14 protein-coding genes and 2 pseudogenes are annotated in these 16,141 nt (G+C 72.7%); 7 read left to right on the forward strand and 9 right to left on the reverse strand.

Features of this window, described 5'->3' with window-relative positions; genetic code table 11:
- Positions 1-212: pseudogene (locus tag ACWEK3_RS32320) on the reverse strand (hypothetical protein); the annotation flags it as partial.
- 560 nt (positions 213-772) lie between these two features.
- A pseudogene (tnpA, locus tag ACWEK3_RS32325) lies at positions 773-1,164 on the reverse strand (IS200/IS605 family transposase); the annotation flags it as partial.
- Positions 1,165-1,240: 76 nt separating this feature from the next.
- Here tnpA and ACWEK3_RS32330 point away from each other — a divergent pair.
- Positions 1,241-2,488 (forward strand): RNA-guided endonuclease InsQ/TnpB family protein, encoded by a 1,248-nt coding sequence (locus tag ACWEK3_RS32330; protein WP_453251253.1) that lies wholly within the window; start codon positions 1,241-1,243, stop codon positions 2,486-2,488.
- A gap of 99 nt (positions 2,489-2,587) precedes the next feature.
- Here ACWEK3_RS32330 and ACWEK3_RS32335 read toward each other — a convergent pair whose 3' ends face one another.
- Positions 2,588-3,337: a PaaX family transcriptional regulator C-terminal domain-containing protein gene (locus tag ACWEK3_RS32335; RefSeq protein ID WP_450542835.1), complete on the reverse strand. Its 750-nt coding sequence runs from the start codon at positions 3,335-3,337 to the stop codon at positions 2,588-2,590.
- A gap of 74 nt (positions 3,338-3,411) precedes the next feature.
- Here ACWEK3_RS32335 and ACWEK3_RS32340 point away from each other — a divergent pair, with 74 nt between their 5' ends.
- Positions 3,412-5,169 carry an acyl-CoA dehydrogenase family protein gene (locus ACWEK3_RS32340; protein ID WP_453251254.1) on the forward strand — a complete coding sequence of 586 codons (1,758 nt, stop codon included), beginning with the start codon at positions 3,412-3,414 and terminating at the stop codon, positions 5,167-5,169.
- Positions 5,170-5,216: 47 nt separating this feature from the next.
- On the opposite strand, the gene ACWEK3_RS32345 is transcribed toward ACWEK3_RS32340, so the two are convergent.
- On the reverse strand, positions 5,217-5,804 hold the full coding sequence (locus tag ACWEK3_RS32345) for an Rv1733c family protein (protein ID WP_453251255.1): 588 nt from the start codon (positions 5,802-5,804) through the stop codon (positions 5,217-5,219).
- Positions 5,805-6,088: 284 nt separating this feature from the next.
- On the opposite strand from ACWEK3_RS32345, the gene ACWEK3_RS32350 reads away from it, so the two are divergent.
- Positions 6,089-7,174: a WD40/YVTN/BNR-like repeat-containing protein gene (locus tag ACWEK3_RS32350; protein WP_450542841.1), complete on the forward strand. Its 1,086-nt coding sequence runs from the start codon at positions 6,089-6,091 to the stop codon at positions 7,172-7,174.
- Between the two features lie 9 nt (positions 7,175-7,183).
- Here ACWEK3_RS32350 and ACWEK3_RS32355 read toward each other — a convergent pair whose 3' ends face one another.
- Positions 7,184-7,987, reverse strand: coding sequence for an SAM-dependent methyltransferase (locus ACWEK3_RS32355; RefSeq protein ID WP_450542842.1), 804 nt, complete (start codon positions 7,985-7,987; stop codon positions 7,184-7,186).
- 154 nt (positions 7,988-8,141) lie between these two features.
- Entirely contained in the window at positions 8,142-8,819 is a 678-nt protein-coding gene (locus ACWEK3_RS32360) for a uracil-DNA glycosylase (protein WP_450542844.1), read from the reverse strand.
- A 245-nt stretch (positions 8,820-9,064) separates the two neighbouring features.
- Between ACWEK3_RS32360 and ACWEK3_RS32365 the strand changes: the two genes are divergently transcribed.
- Positions 9,065-10,057, forward strand: a complete 993-nt coding sequence (locus ACWEK3_RS32365) for an N-acetylglucosamine kinase (RefSeq protein ID WP_450542846.1) — start codon at positions 9,065-9,067, stop codon at positions 10,055-10,057.
- Positions 10,058-10,243: 186 nt separating this feature from the next.
- On the forward strand, positions 10,244-11,167 hold the full coding sequence (locus ACWEK3_RS32370) for a sirohydrochlorin chelatase (protein ID WP_450542848.1): 924 nt from the start codon (positions 10,244-10,246) through the stop codon (positions 11,165-11,167).
- Between the two features lie 159 nt (positions 11,168-11,326).
- Here ACWEK3_RS32370 and ACWEK3_RS32375 read toward each other — a convergent pair whose 3' ends face one another.
- Both ACWEK3_RS32375 and ACWEK3_RS32380 read right to left on the reverse strand, forming a co-directional pair.
- The gene (locus tag ACWEK3_RS32375; RefSeq protein ID WP_453251256.1) at positions 11,327-12,361 is read right to left on the reverse strand and encodes a lactonase family protein; all 1,035 of its coding nucleotides are present in this window, start codon (positions 12,359-12,361) and stop codon (positions 11,327-11,329) included.
- A 99-nt stretch (positions 12,362-12,460) separates the two neighbouring features.
- Positions 12,461-13,984 carry an FUSC family protein gene (locus ACWEK3_RS32380; protein ID WP_453251257.1) on the reverse strand — a complete coding sequence of 508 codons (1,524 nt, stop codon included), beginning with the start codon at positions 13,982-13,984 and terminating at the stop codon, positions 12,461-12,463.
- A gap of 285 nt (positions 13,985-14,269) precedes the next feature.
- Here ACWEK3_RS32380 and ACWEK3_RS32385 point away from each other — a divergent pair, with 285 nt between their 5' ends.
- Positions 14,270-14,746 (forward strand): Lrp/AsnC family transcriptional regulator, encoded by a 477-nt coding sequence (locus ACWEK3_RS32385; RefSeq protein WP_383062479.1) that lies wholly within the window; start codon positions 14,270-14,272, stop codon positions 14,744-14,746.
- Positions 14,747-14,756: 10 nt separating this feature from the next.
- Here ACWEK3_RS32385 and ACWEK3_RS32390 read toward each other — a convergent pair whose 3' ends face one another.
- Entirely contained in the window at positions 14,757-15,641 is an 885-nt protein-coding gene (locus ACWEK3_RS32390) for a LysR family substrate-binding domain-containing protein (RefSeq protein WP_450542854.1), read from the reverse strand.
- Between the two features lie 58 nt (positions 15,642-15,699).
- Here ACWEK3_RS32390 and ACWEK3_RS32395 point away from each other — a divergent pair, with 58 nt between their 5' ends.
- Positions 15,700-16,095 carry a DUF5997 family protein gene (locus ACWEK3_RS32395; RefSeq protein ID WP_450542855.1) on the forward strand — a complete coding sequence of 132 codons (396 nt, stop codon included), beginning with the start codon at positions 15,700-15,702 and terminating at the stop codon, positions 16,093-16,095.
- Positions 16,096-16,141: the final 46 nt, after the last annotated feature.

Below are 16,141 nucleotides of genomic sequence, written 5' to 3' on the forward strand. Positions count from 1 at the left end.
TCACCACCAGACAGCACGGAAACCGGCGTATTCACCGTGCTCTCCTCCGCCAGCACCGACACGAGCTCCTCACGCCCCACCCGGGCCCGCTCGACACGCTCCCGTGCGGCATCCACCTCCGCCTGAGCCTGCTCCAGAACCTCCGTCCAGGACTCCAGATCCTGCCTCGCCCGCGCCTCACGCTGTTCCATCAACCCCAGCACCGACGGCATCGCACCCTCCTCGATCCACAACAAGCCGTCCGCTGCCTGCCCCTACCCCGCCGCGATCATGCCCCGCACACGAAGAAGCCCCTGCTCATCGAACAGGGACTCCCTTTGCCACAACGCACTCAGGCGATCGAGCGCCAGAGCCGCTAGGCTGTCCTCAGCGGCCCAGGAAGAGTGGCCGCGTAGACGGCCGGAGGCCCGACCCCCAGCGGGGTAAGACCTCTTTGCGTCGCAACGGCCGTGCGCTGGAGGCGCTTTCGCCCCCGGCGCTGAGCTGGAGGCCCGCCCTGCTGGGGCCGGGACACCCGGCCAGCGGGGCCCTTATGGGTCCCAGATGGGTCCGGAAGAACAGTGAAACCCCGTGAAGGATGGCCCGGACACCCCCTACCAGCTGACCTGCACAGACGAGGAAAACGGGGACGCTCAGGGAAGTCCGGGGCACCGTTCTGGCGAGCTGCAAGTACGCGACGTCCGACATCACTTACCGGGACCCTTGCAGAAGGCCCCGGCGTTCACGCCGGGGATGAAGGCATTTCAAGGCTGCTCTGACATGCACCTTGGAGCGGGCGTTTTTGCTGTTCGATGTACTGGCGGACGATCGTCAACGGTGCTCCGCCGCATGATGCGGAGAAATGCGAGGGTGACCACAGGGGTCCGTGCATGATGGCGCAATTGATCCGGCCGGTAAACTCTCCCCCAGCCTTCGGCCGGGAGGTACCCCCAGCCGTATCCGGCGAGCGGAGACGCCCTTGAGACTGTTGACCAGTTTCGAGACGGCGGCCTTGGGCGGGTAGTACACCAACAGGTGGACGTGATCACGTTCGCCGTTGAACTCCTTCAGTTCCGCTTCGAAGTCCTCGCACACCTTGCGCATGATCTATTCGCAGTGCGTCAGCATCTCGTCGTTGAACACCCCGCGCCGGTATTTCGTCACAAAGACCAAATGCACATGCATCGCCGAGACAACATGCCTGCCACGCCTGTAGCCGTTCGGCCCATCCCTGAGGCCAGTCGTAGTAGCGTCTTGGGTTGTGCAGCTCCGCTACAACTACCGGGCCTACCCGGACGCCACCCAGCGCCATGCGCTGGGCCGGGCGTTCGGGTGTGCCCGCGTGGTGTGGAACGACTGCCTGCGTGACCGGAAGGAAGCGCACGCGGCGGGACTGCCGTATGTGAAGTCGGCGGAATTGTCCCGGCTGCGCATCACCCAGGCCAAGCGTACCGAGGAACGTGCCTGGCTAGCCGATGTGTCGGCGGTCGTCCTGCAGCAGTCTCTGCGGGACCTGGACACGGCCTACAAGAACTTCTTCGACAGCCTCATGGGTAGGCGGCGGGGCCGGACGGTGGGGCCGCCCCGGTACAAGTCGAAGAAGGACACCCGGCAGTCGATCCGCCTCAACACCAACGCCTTCTCCCTCCAGGAGAACGGCACGGTGTACCTGGCCAAGGTCGGCCATCTCAAGGTCAAATGGTCTCGCCGGCTGCCGGCCGCGCCCACGTCCCTGACCGTCACCAAAGACAGCGGCGGCCGGTACTTCCTCAGCTTCGTCGTGGACACCGAGCCGGACATCCTCCCCGAGTTGGAGACGGAGTCCGGTATTGACCTCGGTCTGTCCGCCTTCGCCGTCCTGTCCGACGGCCGGAAGATCGACAGCCCCCGCTTCCTGCGCCGGGCGGAAAAGAAACTCAAGCGCCTCCAGCGGGACCTGTCCCGCAAAACCAAGGGATCGAAGAACCGGGCCAAGGCCCGCATCAAGGTCGCACGCCAGCACGCCAAGGTCGCAGACCGGCGCCGGGACTGGCACCACAAGGCATCCACGCAGATCATTCGCGACAACCAAGCGGTGTACGTGGAAGACCTCGCGGTGTCCGGTCTCGGCCGTACCCGGCTCGCCAAGTCCGTGCACGACGCGGGATGGTCCGCGTTCGTCGGCATGCTGGAGTACAAGGCGGTCAAGCACGGCCGCACCTTCGCCAAGGTGGATCGCGCCTTCCCGTCCTCTCAGGTCTGTTCGGCCTGCGGCTTCCGGGACGGCCCCAAGCCCCTGCACGTCCGGCAGTGGACGTGCGGCGAGTGCGGCACCCTGCACGACCGCGACCACAACGCAGCCCGCAACGTCCTCTTCGAAGGACGCCGAATCGTCGCCGCCGGACGGGCGGAGACGCTAAACGCCTCGTGGAGCGCCGGTAAGACCAGGACGAAAGTCCCGGCACAGCGCGTTGAAGCAGGAAGCCCCCGGAAGGGTCAGACGACCCAGGCCGGAATCCCTGGACTTTAGGCCAGGGAGCACGTCAAAAGTGATGCCGACGCGGTGAGCGCGGTGAGCGCGCGGTCGCGCACGGCCTGCCCGAGGGCGCCGCGCGCGACCGCCCTACGCTCACCGCCTCGCGCGTCCGAGCATCTCCTCGGTCAACTCCCGCCGGCAGTCGGTGTACACGGTGCGCAGCGCCGGGCCCGGCCAGTGCGCGGGCAGCAGGGGTGCCGGCAGCACGGGGTCGGCCAGCAGGTGCCGTACGACGGCCGCGAGGGCGGTGAAGCGGTCGGCGGGCCGGTCCGTGCGCGCGACAAGATCGAGCAGCGTGCGGGCGGTCGCCGCCCAGTCGTCGACCGGCCACAGGCGCGCGGCCAGGTCGGCGGCGGGCTCTTCGGGCCGGGCGGTGAAACGCCGGACCACCGGGGACAGTCCGCCCGGCCAGGGGCGGCGCAGATTGGCGGGGCGCAGCCAGACGCCCTCGCGGAGTTCGGCGAGCCGGAGAGCCGTCAACCGGGCGCGCAGCTCGGCGCGTTCGGCGGGCTCGCGGCCGGTCGCCGTCACGACGACCATCTCCCACTCCCCGTCCCAGGGGCACGTCTCGGGGTGCACGGCCGCGTCCTGGCGCCGCTGGCGCTCCAGCAGCCGGTCGCTGAGGCCGTAAACGGTGTCGGAGCGTCGCAGGTCTCCGGCGGCCACCATCCGGCTCAGGGCCGCGCGCAGGGTGGATCCGCCGATCCCGAAGGGTTCGACCGCCCTTACGAGGTCCTTCACCGGCAGTTCGGGCGGGTGCGTGCCCAGCAGCAGGCTCAGGACGACCGATCGCGCGGACAGCGGGCGCAGCCCGGCCCCGGCGGGCTCCTGGGAGGCGTTCATGGTCACGTACTGTACGGACACCCCGGCATGTTGCACTGTTGCTGCGGCCGTAGCAACAGTGCAACATGGATGCCATGGCCTCGACACTCGCGCACGAGCAGCAGGAACGACAGGCACAGTGGGCACGGCAGGTGCGGCAGGGACCGGCGGTGCGTCCGGACGGAGAGGCGCCGCTCGAACCGCGGTCCGGGCCGCACGGGCAGGACGCCGCGCACGCCGTCACCAACCAGGCCCCTCCCCTGGCGCCCTACGACGCGTCCGACGACGCGGCGCTGCTGGAGGGGTTGCGCCGGGAGGGCGCGGGCTGGGCCGAGGAGGACGTACGGCGGCTCGGGACGCTGGCCGGGAGCGTTCAGGCACAGGAGTGGGCCGACCAGGCCAACCGGCACGAGCCGGAACTGCGCACCCACGACCGCTACGGCAACCGGATCGACGAGGTCGAGTTCCACCCCGCCTGGCACCATCTGATGAGGACGGCGGTCGCCGAGGGCCTGGCCGGCGCCCCCTGGGCGGACGAGCGGCCCGGCGCGCACGTGGCCCGCAGCGCAGGCGGCCTGGTGTGGGGGCACACGGACGCCGGGCACGGCTGCCCGACGTCGATGACGTACGCCGCCGTACCCGCCCTGCGCGCCCAGCCGGAACTGGCCGCGGTGTACGAACCGCTGCTGGCCGCCCGGGTGTACGAGCCCGGGCTGCGGGTGCCGGCCGAGAAGCAGGGCCTGCTGGCGGGTATGGGGATGACCGAGAAGCAGGGCGGCTCGGACGTACGGACGAACACCACGACGGCCACGCCGACCGCGGAGCCCGGGGTGTACACCCTGCGCGGGCACAAATGGTTCACCTCGGCGCCCATGTGCGACGTCTTCCTGGTGCTCGCCCAGGCTCCGGGCGGGCTGTCCTGCTTCCTGGTGCCGCGTGTCCTGCCCGACGGCAGCCGCAACACCTTCCGCATCCAGCGGCTCAAGGACAAGCTGGGCAACCGGTCGAACGCCTCCTCCGAGCCGGAGTTCGACGGGACGGTGGCCTGGCTGGTCGGGCCCGAGGGGCGGGGCGTCAAGACGATCATCGAGATGGTCAACTGCACGCGCCTGGACTGCGTGATGATGTCGGCGGCGCTCATGCGCAAGACACTCGTCGAGGCGGGCCACCACGTGCGGCACCGCGGCGCCTTCGGCGCGCTGCTCATCGACCAGCCGCTGATGCGGAACGTGCTGGCCGACCTGGCGCTGGAGTCCGAGGCCGCGACGACGCTCACGCTGCGGCTGGCCGGTGCGGCCGACCGGACGGTACGCGCGGGCGGCGGGGGTGACGAGGCCGCGTTCCGGAGGATCGCGACCGCGGTCGGCAAGTTCTGGGTCACCAAGCGGGGGCCCGCCTTCACGGCGGAGGCCCTGGAGTGCCTGGGCGGCAACGGCTACGTCGAGGAGTCCGGGATGCCCCGGCACTACCGGGAGGCGCCGCTGCTGTCGATCTGGGAGGGCTCGGGGAACGTCAACACCCTGGACGTCCTGCGGGCGCTCGGCCGGGAGCCCGGCACCGCGGAGGCGCTGTTCGCCGAACTCGACCTGGCCCGCGGTGCCGACGCCCGCCTGGACGCTGCCGTGACCCGGCTCCGGGCGGGTCTGGGCGAGGCGTCTCCGGCCGGCGCCCGCCGCCTGGTCGAGCTCATGGCCCTGACCTTGCAGGCCTCCCTGCTCGTGCGGCACGCCCCGTCCGCTGTCGCCGACGCCTTCTGCGTAACCCGGCTGGGCGGCGACTGGGGCCACTCCTTCGGCACGCTGCCGGACAACGCGGACGTCGACGCCATTCTGGAACGGTCACTTCCGGGTTAGGGCCGTGCCGGGCGTATCCAGGCACCAGCACGCCACCCCGGGGGCGGTCACCAGGCCTTGCGGCTCCACAGCGGGCCGAAGCGGGCCCACTCGGTGTCCCACTGGTCCAGGCGACGGCGTTCCAGGCAGGCGCGCAGGGCGCGGCCGGTGACGAAGGGGACGGCGGCGGCGCCCACTCCCACCAGGCCGCCGGACATCACGGCCCGCGTGCGCGCCTGGGCGGGCGTGGCCGGTCCGGTCACCAGCCGGCCCCGGGAGTCGGTCCACACGGTGACCGGGGTGCCGGCGGCGCTGCCGGGCCATACCCGGGCCCAGCCGCTGCGCGCGGTGCCGTCCGGGGTGGTCCAGCGCACCTTTCCCCACACCCGGAGGGCGGTGCCGGGAGCCCCGCCGGTCCCGGCGGACGAGCCGGGCACCCGCTCGGTCACCCGCGCGACCGTGGGCGTCCGCGCGAGGGGTTCCAGGGCCATGGCCTGTTCCGCGCCCCGGGCCGCCGTCCATCCGGCGAGCACCCCGGCGAGGACACCGAGCACCCAGATGCCGAGCACGACCCAGGCCTCCACCACGTCGGCGCGGCGTTTGAGCGGATTGCGGCGCCACCGCCACAGCCACACCTTCGGACCACGGAACGCCATCGACGGCATCCTCCTCACGAGCGCACGGACCTGCCGGACCGCCCTCCCATACGGCGGAGGGCTCCCCGATGCTCACGCCGGGTTCCCCGCCCCGGCCCTCCCATGAGTGCCGAGGCCCGGCCGTCCCCGGCTCCCGCAGCGGGCGCGAACGGGCGCCGGCTCCCAGCCATGCCGCTGTGACCTGCGACGACGCCGATGCGGAGAGGACTGTCAGTGGTGGGGTGCACACTGGCCGGTGTCCGTGACAAAGAGGTTCGGACAAAGACCTCGCGGAGGTGATCGGCATGACCGAAGTACTGCTCGCCGTGGGCACGCGCAAAGGCTTGTTCATCGGGCGGCGACGGGGCGGCGTCTGGGAGTTCGACGACAGTCCCCACTTCAACGCCCAGGCCGTGTACTCGGTCGCCATCGACGTCCGCGGCTCCGTCCCTCGGCTGCTGGCCGGCGGGGACAGCGCGCACTGGGGCCCCTCGGTGTTCCACTCCGACGACCTGGGCCGCACCTGGACCGAGCCGGCCCGCCCCGCCGTGAAGTTCCCCAAGGACACCGGCGCCTCGCTGGAGCGGGTGTGGCAACTGCACCCGGCCGCCGCCGAGCCCGACGTGGTCTACGCGGGCACGGAACCGGCCGCGCTGTACCGCTCGGAGGACCGCGGCGAGAGCTTCGAGCTGGTCCGCCCGCTGTGGGAGCACCCCACCCGGTCGAAGTGGGTGCCGGGCGGCGGCGGTGAGGGCCTGCACACCGTGGTGACGGACCGGCGCGATCCGCGGAAGGTCACGGTCGCCGTGTCCACCGCAGGGGTGTTCCGCACGGCCGACGGCGGAGTGAGCTGGACGCCGGCCAACTCCGGGGTGTCCGCCGTGTTCCTGCCGGATCCGAACCCGGAGTTCGGCCAGTGCGTGCACAAGGTCGCGCAGGACGCGGAGAACCTCGACCGGCTGTACCTGCAGAACCACTGGGGCGTCTACCGCAGCGACGACGGGGGCGCGCGCTGGACGGACATCGGCGAGGGTCTGCCGTCGACGTTCGGCTTCGCCGCGGCCGCCCATCCGCACCGCGGCGACACCGCGTACGTCTTCCCGATCACCGCGGACGCGGACCGGGTGCCCGCCGACCGCCGCTGCCGTGTGTTCCGCACCGAGGACGCGGGCCGGAGCTGGGAGCCGCTCGCGGCCGGCCTGCCCTCGGAGGACCATTACGGCACGGTGCTGCGGGACGCGCTGTGCACCGACGACGCGGACCCGGCCGGCGTCTACTTCGGCAATCGCAACGGGGAGGTGTACGCGTCGGCGGACGACGGCGACAGCTGGCGGCAACTGGCCTCGCACCTGCCCGACGTGCTCTGCGTGCGCGCGGCGGTCATCGGTTGAGAGGGGCTCCTACTCCTTCAGGCCCACCGCCGCGACGGCGTGGCCCTGATCGCGGGTGATGTCCTCGGTATCAGGGTCCGGACGCCAGTCGGCGGACCTGACCAGGCCCGGCTCGACCAGACTCAGCCCCCGCAGCAAGCGCCCGATGTGCTCGGGCGAGCGCAGGTGGTACGAGTTGGCGGACTGCGCGTTGTAGGCCGTGATGGCCGAGTTGAGCTTGTCGCTGGTGTCCGTGCCGTCGCTGAAGGCCACGTGGCTGCCGCGGGGCAGGGCGTCGATCAGCTCGGCCACGATCCGCTCGGGCTCCTCCTCGTCCGGGACCTGCCCGATGATGCCGAGCAGGATCAGGCCGATGGGCTGGTCGAAGTCCAGTGTCTGAGCCGCCTGGGTGAGGATCTTCCGTGGATCGCGCACATCGGCGTCGAGGTAGGCGCACTCGCCCTCGGGCGTGCCGCGCAGCAACGCGTCGGCGTGGACGAGGACGATGGGGTCGTTGTCGACGTAGACGATCCTGCTGTCGGGCGCGATGCTCTGGGCGACCTCGTGCGTGTTGTTCGCGGTGGGCAGCCCGGTGCCGACGTCGAGGAACTGGCGGATCCCGGCCTCGCCTGCCAGGTACCGCACCGCCCGTGCCAGGAAGCTCCGTTGCTGACGTGCGATGGCCGCGATCTCGGGGAACATCCGCAGGATCACGGCGCCGGTCTCGCTGTCCACCGGGTAGTGGTCCTTGCCGCCGAGCAGGTAGTTCCACACGCGGGCAGAGTGGGGTCGATCGGTCTGCAGTCTGCTTTCCCAGTCGCCTCGATCAGTCATGGGGAGAGCATCGCACACGGCACCGTTGGCAAGATCAACTTCCTTGCCGGCGGCCATGCTTGTCAGCCGGCCCGACCCGCGGCCGCGAACTGGCCTTTCCAGGCCGGTCCGTTGACCACGGCCGGGCTACTCACCCGTCGGCGGCGGCCAAGACCTAGGGCAGTCGCCAGTCCACCGGCTCGGCCCCCTGCCGCTGGAGGAGATCGTTGGTCCGGCTGAACGGGCGGGAGCCGAAGAAGCCCCGGTCGGCGGACATCGGCGAAGGGTGCGCCGACTCGATCGCCGGGTACTCGCCGAGCAGGGGGCGCAGGTTGCGCGCGTCCCGCCCCCACAGGATCGACACCAGCGGCCGTTCCCGCGCGACGAGGGCACGGATGGCCTGCTCGGTGACCTCCTCCCAGCCCTTGCCGCGGTGGGCGCCCGGCTTGCGCGGGGCCGTGGTGAGCGCCCTGTTGAGCAGCAGTACGCCCTGCTGGGTCCACGGGGTCAGATCACCGTTGGAGGGCCTGGGCAGGCCCAGATCCGAGTTCATCTCGCGGTAGATGTTCTCCAGGCTGCCCGGCAGCGACCGCACCTGCGGCGAGACCGCGAAACTCAGGCCGATCGCCATTCCCGGCGTCGGATAGGGGTCCTGACCGACGATCAGGACCCTCACGTCGTCGAAGGGTTGCTGGAACGCCCGCAGGACGTTCGCTCCCGCCGGGAGATACGTCCGGCCGGCCGCGACTTCGGCGCGCAGGAAGTCACCCATGCCCGCGATACGCCCGGCCACCGGTTCCAGGGCCTTCGCCCAGCCGGCCTCTACTAGTTCATGCAACGGTCGTGGTGCCACGCCGCGTCACTCTAGCGGCCCACACCGACAACCCGTGCCCACGGACCGGCCGCTGCGGGGGAGCCTCCGCGGCGCTAGTCTTCCTCCTCACCAAAGTCATCGAGCCGGTCGGGCGGATCACGCAGCCGGCTGTCAGGGGGAGGGAGCCCGGTGCGTCCAGTGACCGAGCCGCTCCCTCGCGGGCGCCGCGCCTCCTCGTCCCCCTCCCCCACGTCGGGGGACACCGTCGGGGGCGGGGTGCTGCCGTGACCGGGGACGCACAGGCCGGTACGGCCGGATTCCTCGCCGTGGACTCGGGCGGCTCCGGGCTCCGGGCCGTCGTCGGTGTGCCCGGGCGCGGGCCGCTGGCGCGAGGGGAGTCCGGTGAGCCGGTGCGCACCGGCGCGCGGGGCATCGACCCCGGACATCTCATGGACCAACTCGTTCCCATGGCCCGGGCGTTGGCCGCCGAGGCCGGAGTGGGGCGGCTGGAGACCGCCGTACTGGGGGCAGCCGGGCTCGCCACCCTGGGCGACGCGCTGCGCGCCGAACTGCCCGGCGCGCTGGCACGGCACCTGGGCGTGCGCCGGGTCGCGCTGGCCGCCGACGCGGTCACCGCCTACACCGGCGCCCTGGGCCCCCGCCCCGGCGCCGTCGTCGCCGCCGGGACCGGCCTGATCGCGATCGGCACCGACCTCACGGGCTGGCGGCGCGCGGACGGCTGGGGGCATCTGCTCGGCGACTGCGGCAGCGGAGCCTGGATCGGACGAGCGGGCCTGGAAGCCGCGCTGCGCGCCCACGACGGTCGGGACGGCGGCTCGGCGCGGCTGCTGGCCCGCGCCGAGGAGGCGTTCGGACCGATGCCGGAACTGCCCGGCAAGCTCTACCCGCGCTCCGACCGCGCCGCCGTCCTGGCCTCCTTCGCACCCGAGGTGGCCGCCTGCGCGGCCGACGACCCGGTCGCGGCCGGTGTGCTGCGCGCGGCGGCCCGGCACATGACCGAGTCCGCCGCGGCCGTCTGCCCGCCCGCGGGAGAGCCGCTGCTCGCCCTCACCGGCGGCCTGTTCAAGCTGGGCGATCCCCTCCTCGTACCGCTGGAGAAAGAACTCTGCGAGCGGCTCCCGCACGCACGGCGGGTGCGCGCCGAGGGCGATCCGCTGCACGGCTGCGTGCGCATCGCGACCGACCTGGCCAGAGACGTCCTCGCCCTGCCGGGTGATGAGAAGTTGCTGTACGTACCACCCCCACAAAGGGATTGATCCCCCACATCCGCATCTGCCGGACAAGTACGCCGATGGACCGACCGAGTTGTCCCCATCCGGTCCGATGGGGCCACACCGGCGCTTGGTATCCGTACGTAACTCATCAGACAAAACCGGACGGATACCGCTCACCTGCACCCTCCCCGAACAGGGGAGCCCCGGAAGCCAGTAACATGCGGCGCCATGAGCTCCCCCACTGGGCCCGCGCCCGGCCTACCAGTACGAATGCCGCGCCCCCGCCAGCCCGGACGGCACCGCCGGCCCGAACCGCTGGCGGCGCCCGAGGGCGCGCCCGCTCTCGTCCTCGCGGTTCCGGGCACCCCTGGCGACGCCACGCGGAGCCTCGCCGAGGAGGTCGTGAGCATCGCCCGCTCCGAGCTGCCCGGACTCGACGCCCGGATCGGCTACCTCGACGGGGACGACGCGGACCACCCGACCGTGCAGTCCGTCCTCACCCGTGCGGCCGAGGAGCGGACCACCCGCTACGAGCAGGCTGTCGCCGCCGGCGCGGACGTCAAGGAGCCCGACGGCCCGGTCGCGGTCGTGGTGCCCCTGCTGGCCGGTCCGGACAACGCGCTGCTGCGCCGGATCCGCCAGGCCGTCATGGACAGCCGGGTCGCCGCCGAGCTGACCGATGTGCTCGGCCCGCACCCGCTGCTCGCCGAGGCACTGCACGTCCGGCTGTCGGAGGCGGGCCTGGCCCGTGCCGACCGCGCCCGCCTGTTCACCGTGGCCACCGCGGCGGACGGGATCATCCTGGCCTCGGTGGGCGGCGAGGAGGCCGTGCAGGCGGCCGGGATCACCGGCATGCTGCTCGCCGCCCGCCTCGCCGTGCCGGTGATGGCGGCCGCTCTCGACCAGGACGGCTCGATCGCCTCCGTCGCCGAGCAGCTGCGGTCCGCCGGCTCCCAGCAGCTCGCCCTGGCGCCGTACCTGATCGGCCCGGAGATCGAAGCGGAGCTGATCCAGGCCGCCGCCGAGGAGGCAGGCTGTGCCGCCGCCGACGCCCTCGGCCCGTACCCGGCGATCGGCAAGCTCGCCCTGGCCAGCTACACGACGGCCCTGGGCATCGCCCCGCAGCAGCCGCAGAGCGCGCCGGCCCGCTGACGCCCGCAGCCCCACCCCGTACGACCACGGCCCGCTCCTCACCAGCCGAGGAGCGGGCCCTTCGCCATGCCGACCGTGCTGCCGACCGGACCATCAGGGTCGTTCGTGTCGTTCGTCTCGTTCGTGCCGCCGGGGGCGCCCGGGCGCCCGTGCGCGCGTTCAGCCGAAGACCACGCAGGACGCCGCCGCCACCTCGACCGCGCCGGCCCGCGCGGGCAGCCCCGTCGCCTCGTCCACGGCGAACCAGGTGACGTCCCCGGAGCGCTCGTTGGCGACGTACAGGAAGCCGTCGGACAGGGTCAGCGCCCGGGGCCAGTGGCCGCCGCACGGCACGCTCCCGACCAGCCGCAGCCGCTCCCCTTCCCCCTCCACCGCGAACACGGACAGGACGTCCTCGCCGCGCGTCGCGGTCCACAGGAACCGGCCGTCCGGCGCGACCGCGATCCCCGAGGGGTAGGCGTCACCGGCCGGGGCGTCGGGCAGGACCGGGTTCTCGGTCAGAGGCTTGAGTGAGCCCTCGGCGGCGTCCCAGCGGCAGACCGTGACGGTGGGCGTGAGTTCGTTGACCACGTAGGCGTACGCGCCGTCCGGGTGGAACGCCAGGTGGCGGGGCCCGGAGCCGGGCCGCAACGCGATCTCCCGGTGCACGGCAAGCCGCCCGTCCGTCAGCGTGCACACCCGGACCGAGTCGGTGCCGAGGTCCACGCTGACGGCCCAGTGGCCGCTCGGGTCCGGCTGGACCTGGTGGGCGTGCGGACCGCGCTGGCGGCGCTCGTGCGGGCCCGAGCCGGTGTGCCGCAGCACGTCCGAGGCGGCCGGGGCGAGGCGCCCGTCGGCGTGGACGGGAACGGCGCTGACGCTGCCGGAACCGTAGTTGGCCGTCAGGACATGCCCGTCGAGCAGGCTCAGGTGGGTGGGGCCGCTGCCGCCGACGCCCACCGGCGGGCCGGTCAGCTCGACCGTCTCGCCCTTCACGCGGTAGGCCGCCACGGCGCCCTCGACCGTCTCGCTCACCGCGTAGAGCGTGCCGCCGTCGCGGGACAGGGCCAGGTACGAGGGGTCGAGGACGCCGTCGACGCCGCTGAGCACGGTCAGCGCCCCGCCCTCCTCGGACACCGCCGCGGTGACGACCCCGGGCCCTCCCGCCGCCGTGAACGACCCGATGAACGCCCGCCGCCTGCCGCCGTGTGCCACCACTGGTCCCCTCTCGGTCGTCCCGTCCGAGCGACGGTAGCAGTCACCCCGTCTAGGTCTAGACCAAGTTGAGGCGTGGCTCGCGACGTGCCGTCGGCGTCACGCACCGACCAGCGGCGAACCCGACGGCGCCCGCAAGGGCGCGGCCAGTTCCGCCAAGGCGTGTTCCAGGGCGTGGAGGTGGGTGAGGGCGCCTTCCGCGGCTGTCGGCCGGGGGTGGGCGGGGGCGACCCGCGGGGCGGCGCCGTCGTCGATGAGGGCTTCCACCGCGAGCTCCACGCGGTGGCACGCGGCGGCCAGCCGCTCGTCGTGGGAGGCCTCCGGGTCGGCGGCGACGGCGACGAGGCCGCGGATCTCGCGGGCGCAGTCGTCGAGCAGGGCGAGCACCTGGCGGGCACGCCGCTTGCGGCCGCGCATCGGGTTCAGCGGGTGCACGAGCGGGGCCACGGAGAGCCGTACCCGGCCGAGGAGCTGTTCGAGTTCGGCCACGCGGGGCGCCGTGTCGGCGCCGGCGGCACCGGCCAGCCGGGCCGATGCCTCGGCCGTGCACGCGTGGACACAGCGCAGGGCCCGCTGGATCCAGGCGTCCGTGACGGCGTGGGTGGTGACGGGCAGCACGAACAGCACGGCCAGCCAGGCGCCGAGCGCGCCGACGGCCGTCTCCTCGAGCCGCAGGGCGAGCAGCCCGGGCACCCCGGGAACCCCAGGAACCCCAGGAACAAGGACGCCGAGAAGGCCGTAGAGCGCCGTGGCGAGCAGCGTGACCCAGAGCATCATCCAGGTGTAGGACACCGCGGCCGTGTAGAAGATGCCGAAGACGCAGACGGCGACCAGGACGGCGGTGGGGAGCGCGGCCCCGTGCAGCGGGACGACGACCAGGGCGGCCAGACCGATACCGAGGACCGTGCCGAGGACCCGGCGGAAGCCGCGGACCAGGGTCTCGCCGCGCGAGGCCGTGTTCACGAACACCCACCAGGTGGCGCCGACGGCCCAGTACCAGCGCTCGCCGGACACCATCTGCCCCACGACGAGGGCGAAGCCGGCGCCAGCCGTCGCCTGCACGGCCTGCCGGGTGGTCACCCGGTCCAGTCCGCCGCCCAGGACGGCGGGAGCGGCGGCGGCAGGCAGCCGGCGTTCGTAGCACCACACCCCGAAGCGCACCACCGCCGCGGTGAGCACGGACAGCAGGACGGCGGCGGACACCTCGGCCAGCTGGCCTGTCGTGGTGTGCAGGAACTGCGCCACGAAGAAGGTCATGAACGCGAACACACCGAGACTGTGGCCGCGCGGCCCCCAGCGGCGCGCGTACACGCCCGCGCCGACCACGGCGAGGAAGGCGAGGCCGCGTGCCACGGGGTGGTCGTGCAGCCCGGCCGCGACGGCCAGCACGGGCAGTCCGGCGACCGGCAGCAGCACGGTGGTGACGAGTTGTCCGCGCACCGTGGGGTCCATGACGGTGAACAGGGCGAGCAGCGCGGCGAGCCCGCCGGTGACGGCGCCCGGAAGGGAGTGTCCCGCCGCCCCGCAGACGGCGACCGCCAGGCCGATGCCGAGCACGGCCCTGGCGGCGAAACGCAGCCGCGTCCGGCCCGGGTCCGGAGCCACGAACACCCGCTTCAGCACTGCTTACCGCCCCCCGTGGAAGACACCTGGAACGCCGGCGCGACACCGGCATGAGAAAGGCGCCGCGGGGATCCGCAGCGCCATCGACGTGTCCATGAGAGCATCACCGGCGCCGCTGGCTCAAGCGAACCCGGCAGCACTGGTCCATTGGCACATTCGGACATCTCGTCGACGTGCTGGCAGAGAGCCAATGGACTACAGGACCTGGCCCATCCGATCGGCGTTCCAGTGAGCCATTGGTACAGTCAGTATCGATCGCCGACCTGGGAGGAGACCCGCGTCGCCATGGCCGTGGACGAACTCGACACCCGCATTCTGCGGCTGCTTCTGGAGCAGCCGCGCACCAGCGTGCGCGAGTGCGCCCGCATTCTCGGTGTCGCGCGGGGCACTCTCCAGGCCCGCCTCGACCGTCTCGAACGGGACGGCGTGATCACCGGCACGGGCCCCGCCCTGTCCCCCGTCGCGCTCGGCCACCCGGTACTGGCGTTCGTGCACATCGAGGTCACCCAGGGGCACCTGGACGACGTCGGGGACGCGCTGGCCGCCGTACCGGAGATCGTCGAGGCGTTCTCGATCACCGGCGGAGGCGACCTGCTCACCCGTGTCGTGGCGCGCGACAACGCCCATCTGGAGGATGTGATCCAGAAGCTCATCAGCCTGCCGGGCGTGGTTCGCACCCGCACCGAGGTGGCGTTGCGCGAGCGTGTTCCGTACCGGCTGCTGCCGCTGGTGGAGTCGATCGGCCGCGGCGCGCGGAAGTGACGCGGGGCGGCTACGCCCCGCGGCCCGGCCTGCCCCGTCCGCCGCTCCTGCCACCGCCCGAGCCGCCGGAGCCGCCCCGCCGGTTGCGGGCCGCGGGCCCGCCCGCACGGCCGGTCGCCCGGCCGGAGCGGCCCGACGCCTGGCCCGTACGGCCGTCCGCCTTGCCGCTTGTCTTTCCGCCCGGCTTTCCACCGGTCTTTCCTCCGGCAGCGGGCTTGCGGCGGGTGTCCGCCGCCTCGGCACGCCGGTCCTTGCCCCGGGACTGCTCCTCGGGCCGGGCCTGGGCGCGGCCCCGGCTGCTGTTGACGGTCCGGCCGCGGACGATCCCGATGAAGTGCTCCACCAGGTCGGTGTGTGCCTCCTCCGGCCAGCACAGCGCGATGCTCGACTGCGGGGCGTCGGTGACCGGCCGGTAGGTGAGGTCCCTGCGATGGTGGAGGCGGGCCAGCGACTGAGGGACGACGAGCAGCCCCACTCCGGCCGCCACCAGCTCCACGGCGTCCCCCGTGGTGGCGGGCCGCTCGAAGGCCTCCTCGCCGGGCGGCCGGTCCCAGCCGAGGACGTCGTCGAGCGGGTGGAGGACGACCTCGTCGGCCAGGTCCGCCACGGACACCTCGTCCACGGCGGTCACCAGATGGTCCTTGGGGACGATCACCACCGTGGTCTCGGTGTAGAGCGGGATCGCGCTGAAGTATGTACGGTCCACCGGCAGGCGTACGATCCCCGCGTCCGCAGCGCCACCGCGCAGCGCCTCGGCCACTTCGGCGGCCGGGACCTGGACGAGGTCGAGGGGGACGTCCGGCAGGCGCTCGTTCCAGATGCGCACCCACTTGGCGGGCGTCGCCCCGGGGACGTACGCGAGCCGGAACGAGGCAGATGCATCCGAGCCGGTCACGCCGCCAGGTTACCCGGCGTGGTCGGCCTCCTCGTCCGCGGTCGATAGTCTGGACACCATGAAGTCGCACCAGACCGCCCAGACGATGAAGCCCGCCACCGCGGCGAAGAAGCTGGGTGTGTACCTCCCCGCCACGCCCACCGAGTTCCAGGAGGGCGTCATCTCGCGTGCCGAGCTCAACGAGCTCCAGGCCGATCCGCCCGAGTGGCTGCGGGACCTGCGACGCGACGGCCCCCACCCGCGTCCGGTGGTCGCGGCCAAGCTGGGTGTCTCCATCTCCGGTCTCGCGCGCGGCGGGGTCACCGAGGCCCTGACCACCGAGCAGATCGAGGCGCTGAAGCAGGAGCAGCCCGAGTGGCTGGAGAAGGAGCGCGCCACGCAGGCCGAGGTGCGCAAGGAGACGGCACGCCTGAAGCAGCGCGCCGCCGAGCGCGCCGAGCAGGACTCGGAGTAACCCCCTGGCCACTGACCTGCCGACGGGCGGTGGCGGGAAAATGCGT

It is taken from the genome of Streptomyces sp. NPDC004721 (assembly GCF_053601495.1).